7 protein-coding genes are annotated in these 6278 nt (G+C 73.0%); 3 read left to right on the forward strand and 4 right to left on the reverse strand.

Translation table 11 applies throughout. The features are described from left to right. Positions 1–229 (forward strand): beta-galactosidase (locus ABZ749_RS26665; protein ID WP_357232639.1); only part of this gene is annotated, 229 nt, incomplete at its 5' end. Here ABZ749_RS26665 and ABZ749_RS26670 read toward each other — a convergent pair. Both ABZ749_RS26670 and ABZ749_RS26675 read right to left on the reverse strand, forming a co-directional pair. Next, positions 209–1420: an acyl-CoA dehydrogenase family protein gene (locus ABZ749_RS26670; protein WP_357232641.1), complete on the reverse strand. Its 1212-nt coding sequence runs from the start codon at positions 1418–1420 to the stop codon at positions 209–211. The genes ABZ749_RS26665 and ABZ749_RS26670 overlap by 21 nt on opposite strands. After that, the gene (locus ABZ749_RS26675) at positions 1420–2499 is read right to left on the reverse strand and encodes a phosphotransferase family protein (protein WP_357232643.1); all 1080 of its coding nucleotides are present in this window, start codon (positions 2497–2499) and stop codon (positions 1420–1422) included. Before ABZ749_RS26675 ends, ABZ749_RS26670 begins: the two co-directional genes overlap by 1 nt. Positions 2500–2649: 150 nt before the next feature. On the opposite strand from ABZ749_RS26675, the gene ABZ749_RS26680 reads away from it, so the two are divergent. After that, positions 2650–3351: an amino acid-binding protein gene (locus ABZ749_RS26680; protein ID WP_357232645.1), complete on the forward strand. Its 702-nt coding sequence runs from the start codon at positions 2650–2652 to the stop codon at positions 3349–3351. A gap of 88 nt (positions 3352–3439) precedes the next feature. Then, positions 3440–4504, forward strand: coding sequence for a GNAT family N-acetyltransferase (locus ABZ749_RS26685; protein ID WP_357232647.1), 1065 nt, complete (start codon positions 3440–3442; stop codon positions 4502–4504). 8 nt (positions 4505–4512) lie between these two features. On the opposite strand, the gene ABZ749_RS26690 is transcribed toward ABZ749_RS26685, so the two are convergent. Both ABZ749_RS26690 and ABZ749_RS26695 read right to left on the reverse strand, forming a co-directional pair. Beyond that, complete coding sequence (locus ABZ749_RS26690) at positions 4513–4911, reverse strand: VOC family protein (RefSeq protein ID WP_357232649.1); 399 nt, start codon at positions 4909–4911, stop codon at positions 4513–4515. Between the two features lie 65 nt (positions 4912–4976). After that, a partial coding sequence (locus ABZ749_RS26695) for an aldehyde dehydrogenase family protein (RefSeq protein ID WP_357232651.1) occupies positions 4977–6278 on the reverse strand: 1302 nt, incomplete at its 5' end.

The raw sequence follows: 6278 nt of genomic DNA on the forward strand, positions 1-6278 counted from the left end.
CCGCGGTGCCGACGGGGTGCTCTTCTTCCAGTGGCGCGCCTCCCGCGCCGGGGCGGAGAAGTTCCACTCCGCGCTGGTCCCGCACGCCGGGCCGGCCACTACATCCAGGATCGAGCGCGATCTTGGGGTGTGGTGGTGTGCGGGCGCGGGACGTGCGGGTGCGGTGGGTGTTGGGGCAGGGGCAGGGCGGGGCGTGGGGCGGGCGGGGTTACGGGGCCCAGCGGCGTAGTTCGCGCTTGGCCAGGGAGTTGCGGTGCACCTCGTCGGGCCCGTCGGCCAGGCGCAGGGTGCGGGTCTGCGCCCAGAGGGCGGCCAGTGGCGTGTCCTGGCTGACACCGGCGCCGCCGTACCCCTGGATAGCCTTGTCGATCACCCACTCCGCCATCGCCGGCGTGCCGATCTTGATGGCCTGGATCTCGGTGTGCGCGCCCTTGTTGCCGACGGTGTCCATCAGCCAGGCCGTCTTGAGCACCAGCAGCCGGGCCTGCTCGATGCGGACCCGGGACTCGGCGATCCACTCCCGGACCACGCCCTGCTCGGCCAGCGGTCGGCCGAAGGCGATCCGTTCGTTGGCGCGGCGGCAGAGCAACTCCAATGCCCGCTCCGCCATTCCGATCAATCGCATGCAGTGGTGGATCCGGCCCGGCCCGAGCCGGGCCTGGGCGATGGCGAAGCCGGTGCCCTCGGCGCCGATCAGGTTCCCCGCTGGCACCCGGACGTCGGTGAAGTCGATCTCGGCGTGCCCGCCGTGCGAACCGTCGGTGTAGCCGAAGACGGTCATCCCCCGGCGCACTGCGACCCCGGGGGTGTCGCGGGGGACCAGCACCATGCTCTGCTGGCGGTGCCGGTCAGCGGTGGGGTCGGTCTTGCCCATCACGATGAAGATCTCGCAGCGCGGGTCCATGGCCCCGGACGACCACCACTTTCGTCCGTTGATCACGTACTCGTCGCCGTCGCGGGTGATCCGGGTGGCGATGTTGGTGGCGTCGGAGGAGGCGACATCCGGCTCGGTCATGCAGAAGGCCGAGCGGATCTCGCCCTCCAGCAGCGGCATCAGCCAGCGCTGTTGCTGCGCCTCCGAACCGAACTCGGCCAGCAACTCCATGTTGCCGGTGTCCGGTGCCGCGCAGTTGACCGCCTCCGGCGCGAGGTGCGGGCTGCGCCCGGTCAGCTCGGCCAGGGGGGCGTACTGGAGGTTGGTCAGGCCGGCGCCGTAACGCGGGTCGGGCAGGAAGAGGTTCCACAGGCCGCGCTTGCGGGCCTCCGTCTTCAGTTCGGCCAACACCGGGGTACGCGACCACGGGTCCCCGGCGGCCACCTGTTCGGCGTGCACGCCCTCGGCCGGGTAGACGTGCTCGGTCAGGAACCGGGTCAGCTCGGCGCGCAGCTCTTCGGTCCGGCTGTCGTATGAGAAGTCCATCACCGCTCCCTGGCGGCGGTAAGCCCGTGCGCGACCAGCGGTGCCACCATTTCGCCGATCCGGTCGAAGCCCTCGCCGAGCGTCTGCCCGAGCGTGTGGCGGTAGTGGATGCCCTCGCAGATGACCGCGAGCTTGAAACAGCCCAGCGCCACGTGCCAGTGCAGCGGCCCGACGTCGACATCGCTGCGGCCGGCGTACCTGTCGATCAGTTCGCTGCCGGTGGGGAAGCCGGCGCGCGGGCCGAGCCCGTCGGCGACGGGGTTGCTCGCGGCGGTGTCGCTGCCACCGAGCACGTCCCAGTAGGTCAGCAGCAGCCCCAGGTCGGCGAGGGGGTCGCCGAGGGTGGCCATCTCCCAGTCGAGCACCGCGTGCACGGCCACCGGGTCGGCTGAGGCGAGGAGGTTGTCCAGCCGGTAGTCGCCGTGCACGATCCGGCCGGCGTTCGCGCCCTCCGGTGCGGTCGCCGCGAGCAGGTCACGCAGCTCGTCGATGCCGGGCAGCGGCCGGCTTCGGGAGCGGTCGAGCTGCCCGGACCAGCGGCGGACCTGCCGGGCGAGGTAGCCCTCGGGGCGGCCGAAGTCAGCCAACCCGACGCTCGACGGGTCGACGCTGTGGAGCGCGGCCAGCGTGTCCATCATCGCCATGGCCAGTGCGCGGCGGCGCTCGTCGCCCAGCGGGTCGGTCTGCGCGCGGGTGCGGAACACCTCGCCGGGCATCCGCTCCATCAGGTAGAACGGCGCGCCGATCACCTCGGGGTCGGTGCAGAGCAGCAGCGCGCCCGGGACCGGGACCTCGGTCGGCGCCAGCGCCGAGATGACCCGGAACTCGCGCGCCATGTCGTGCGCGGTCGCCAGGACGTGGCCCAACGGGGGGCGGCGCAGCACCACCTCGCGGTCGCCGAGGCGCAGCAGGTAGGTGAGGTTGGACTTGCCGCCCGCGATCAGCTGGGCCCGCAGCGGCCCGACGGCCAGCTCGGGTCGGTGCTGTGCCAGATGGTCGGCGAGACGGTCAAGGGCCAGCCCCGCTGGGGAGACGGCCGGGGCCTCCGGCCGTGACTCGTCGACGGCCGGATCGCTCATCGGACTAGTTGATTGCAGCCCGCTCACGTTGTCAAGGTCAGAATTTCCGCTCGGGACATGCCCCTGCAACAGGGACGAAATGGTCAACTACCAGGCTGTGGTCAGCCTGCCGGTCGCTTCTCTGCCGGCCCGCCGAGCGGAGGGACAGACATGTTGCTGCGAGTTCGGGTCACCCTGCCGGACCGTCCGGGCACCCTCGGTCAGGTCGCCCGCACCTTGGGCGTCTCCGGGGCGGACATCGTCCAGGTGGTGGTCCTCGAACGGCTCGGCGGGCGCGCGGTGGACGACTTCACTGTCGTCTGGCCGGGTGCGGCGCGGGTGGAGCGGCTGCTGGCTGGCCTCGCGGCGATACCGGGGGTGCGGGTGGACGGTGTGTGGCGGGCGATCGGCGCGCCCACCACCACCGGTCAGGACGCGGAGCTGTTGGCCCAGGTCGCGGCCAACCCGGCCGACGGGTTGGCCACCCTGGTCGACGCGGTGCCGGGGCTGCTGGCCGCCGACTGGGCAGTGGCCGCCGTGGTGCCGGTCGACTGGGCCTCGCGCAGCGGGGGCGGCGGGGCGACCGTGGGGTACGCGAGCTGGCGGGTTCCCGTACCCGCGCGGTTGCCGGAGGTGACCCCGCTGCGCGGTCGGTCGATGACCACGCCCGACGGGACCCACCACGCGATCACGCCGTTCGGCCGGGCGGGCCTGGTGCTGGTGGTGGCCCGTGAGCGCAACGAGACCCTCTCCGCCGCGGCGTTCCACAGCACCGAGGTGGATCGGCTCACCCAGCTCGTCCGCGCCTGCGCGGTGATCCTCGGTGACCGACTCGATCTCGTCGGTTCGCCGCCGGTGGTCGCCGGCCCCTGAGCGGCCGAGGAGTTCCCGGGCCGACACCGCCGGGCAACCGGGCGGCAACAGGCGGGGGTGAGGCTCTTACCGGGGAAGGGAGCCAACCATGACGTTGTGGCGGATCCGAGCGACGGTGGACGACCGACCGGGTTACCTGTCGGTGCTCACGGCGAGCCTCGCGCTGCGTGGGGTCAACATCCTCACCGTGCAGGTGCAGCCCACCGAGCAGGGCGCGGTGGACGATTTCCTGGTCGACGCGCCGGACGCGCTCGACGAGGCTGGGCTGATCGCCGCCGTCGAGCGGGGTCGGGGCCGGGACTGCTGGGTGGCGCGCAGCGAGGCGCGTGGTCTGGCCGACCAGCCCACCCGGGTGCTCGGGCTGGCCAACCGGTTGGTGCGTGACCCGGACGCGACGGGCGAGGCGTTGCGGACGCTGCTCGCCGCCGACGTCGTCAGCTGGCGACCAGCGTCGGTCGGCGGCGAACGGGGGATCACCGGGGCGAGCATGCTGTTGGCGGACCCGGCGGGCGGTTCGTTCGCGCTGCGCCGGGCCGCGCCCGACTTCACCCCGGCGGAGTACGCACGGGCGCAGGCCCTCGTCGAGCTGGCCGCCACTGTGGCGCGCCGGGCCGTCGAACAGGTGACAGTGGTGCTGCCCGACGGCGCGGAGGTGGCCGTCCGTCCGGCGAGCGCCCACGATCTGCCCGGCGTGGTGGAGCTGCACGAGGCGTGCTCGCCGCGTAGCCGTCAGCGGCGTTACCTGGGCGGGGCGGCGCTGCCGCAGCCGGCCCGCCTGCGTCGACTGCTGGAGCCGAGCCGAGGGCTGACGCTGATCGCCAGCAGCACCGGCTCCGACGGCGCGGCCGAGTCGGTGGTCGCCATGGTGAACCTGCTCGGCGAGGGCGACGAGGCGGAGGTGGCGCTGCTGGTGCGCGACGACTGGCAGCGGCGTGGGCTCGGCTCGGCGTTGCTGCGCCGGGTGGTTCAGCACGCCGACCGGTCCGGGTACGCGGCGCTGGTGCTGCACGTACAGGCCACGAACGACCCGATGCTGCGGACGCTGCACCGGCTGGGCCGGCGCACCGTTGTGGAACGCGACGGCGGGCTGCTCACCCTCACCGTGCCGCTCGCTGTCCCCGCCGGGGCGGACCGGACGGGCGCGTTCGCCTAGGGCCCTGCTCAGGGCCTGGGCGGCTCGCGGCGGCCCGAGACGCAGAACCGGTTGCCCTCCGGGTCGGCGAGCACCACGTACGGCGGCTCGGTCGGGTGTGGGTCGGTGGGGTAGTGCCGCCAGTCGACGATCCGCGCGCCGAGGGCGAGCAGCCGGTCAAGTTCCTCGTCGAGGGGTCGGTCGCCGGCGTCCAGATCCAGGTGGAGCCGGGGAAACTCCCGCACGGGGCTCTCGCTGAGGTCCATCGCGAGGCCTGCGCCCGGCACCCCGGGCGGCGGCTCCAGCACGATCCACTCGTCGCCGGTGAATCGGGGCTCGCGGCGACGGTAGCCGAGGGCCGCGGCCCAGAACGTTCCGGCCCGTTCGGCGTCGGCCACGCCCAGGGAGAGCTGTGCGATCAGTGCCATCTCCCGACGGTACGTGGCGACGAGAGCCCCTTGTGCGCGGCGAGCCTCCACAAGGGGCCCGGTCGTCAGGTGCTGGGGTAGCTGCTGTAGTCGGGGAAGTTGCCGTAGAGCCGGCTGTCTCCGCCGACGGTGACGGCCTGCACCAGCAGGTCGCCGCCGACGAACGCGCCCTTCCAGGAGGCGCCCCGCCCGCCGAACGGTTCGTCCCGGTCGCCGCGTGAGCGTGGCTTGTTGATGCCCACCTTGAACGCCTGAAGGTCCACGGCGAGCTTGCCGGCCTCGTCGGTGTCGTCGCAGGCGAGTGAGGCGACCAGCGCGCCGTTGGAGGCGTTCATCGCGGCCAGCAGCTCGTCGGTGGTGTCCACCACGACGATCGTGTCGACCGGACCGAACGGCTCGGCGTGCATCAGTCGGGACCGTCCGGGCGGGGCGAGCAGCACCGACGGCGCCACGTACGCCGAGTTGTCCTGCCCGGGCAGGAACGGCGCGCCGGCGAGTTTGCCCCGGTGCAGGGGGATCGCGCCGCCACGGACCGCCTCGTCGACGGTGCGGCGGAGCTCGTCGGCCTTGGTGGCGCTGATCAGCGGACCGAAGTCCAGCTCGGGCAGCGGGTCACCGGCGGCCCAGTCGTCACCGACGGCGAGCGGGTGACCGAAGCGGACCGAGCGGACGACCGGCAGGTACATGTCGAGGAACTCGTCGACGAGGTCGCGCTGCACCACGAACCGGGGGTACGCGGTGCAGCGCTGCTTGCCGTACTCGAAGCCCTTCCTGAGGTGCGCGGCGAGCAGGTCCCACTGGGAGAAGTTCCAGATGCCCCAGGCGTTGAGGCCCTCCTGCTCGATGAAGTGCCGCTTGTCGCTGTCGAGCAGAGCGGCGGCCACCTTGCCGCCGTTGGAACGGCCGCCGACGAACGCCACAGCGCCGATCTCGGGTGCCCGGACCAGCACCTCGGACAGTTCCGCGCCGCTGCCGGAGACGAGCGTGGCGGGCAGTCCGGCCCGGCGCATCAGCGCGTGCGCGACGGTCAGGCACACCGCGCCGCCCTGGGACGGGGTCTTGGCGATGACCGCGTTGCCGGCCAGGAGCTGCACCAGTTCGGCGTGCACCAGCACGCTCATCGGGTAGTTCCACGACGCGATGTTGCTGACCGGGCCGGGCAGCGGCTCGCGGCCGTCGGCGAGCATCCGGTCGATCTCGCCCGCGTACCAGCGGACGCCGTCGAGCGCCCGGTCCACGTCGGCGCAGGCCAGCCGCCACGGCTTGCCGATCTCCCACACCAGCAGCAGGGCGAGCAGGTCGCGGTGGGCGGTGAGCGAGTCCAGGGCCTCGGCGACCCGGGCCCTGCGGTCGGCCAGCGGGGTCCG

Source organism: Micromonospora sp. NPDC047753 (genome assembly GCF_040642735.1).
In the GTDB taxonomy this organism is placed as follows: domain Bacteria; phylum Actinomycetota; class Actinomycetes; order Mycobacteriales; family Micromonosporaceae; genus Micromonospora.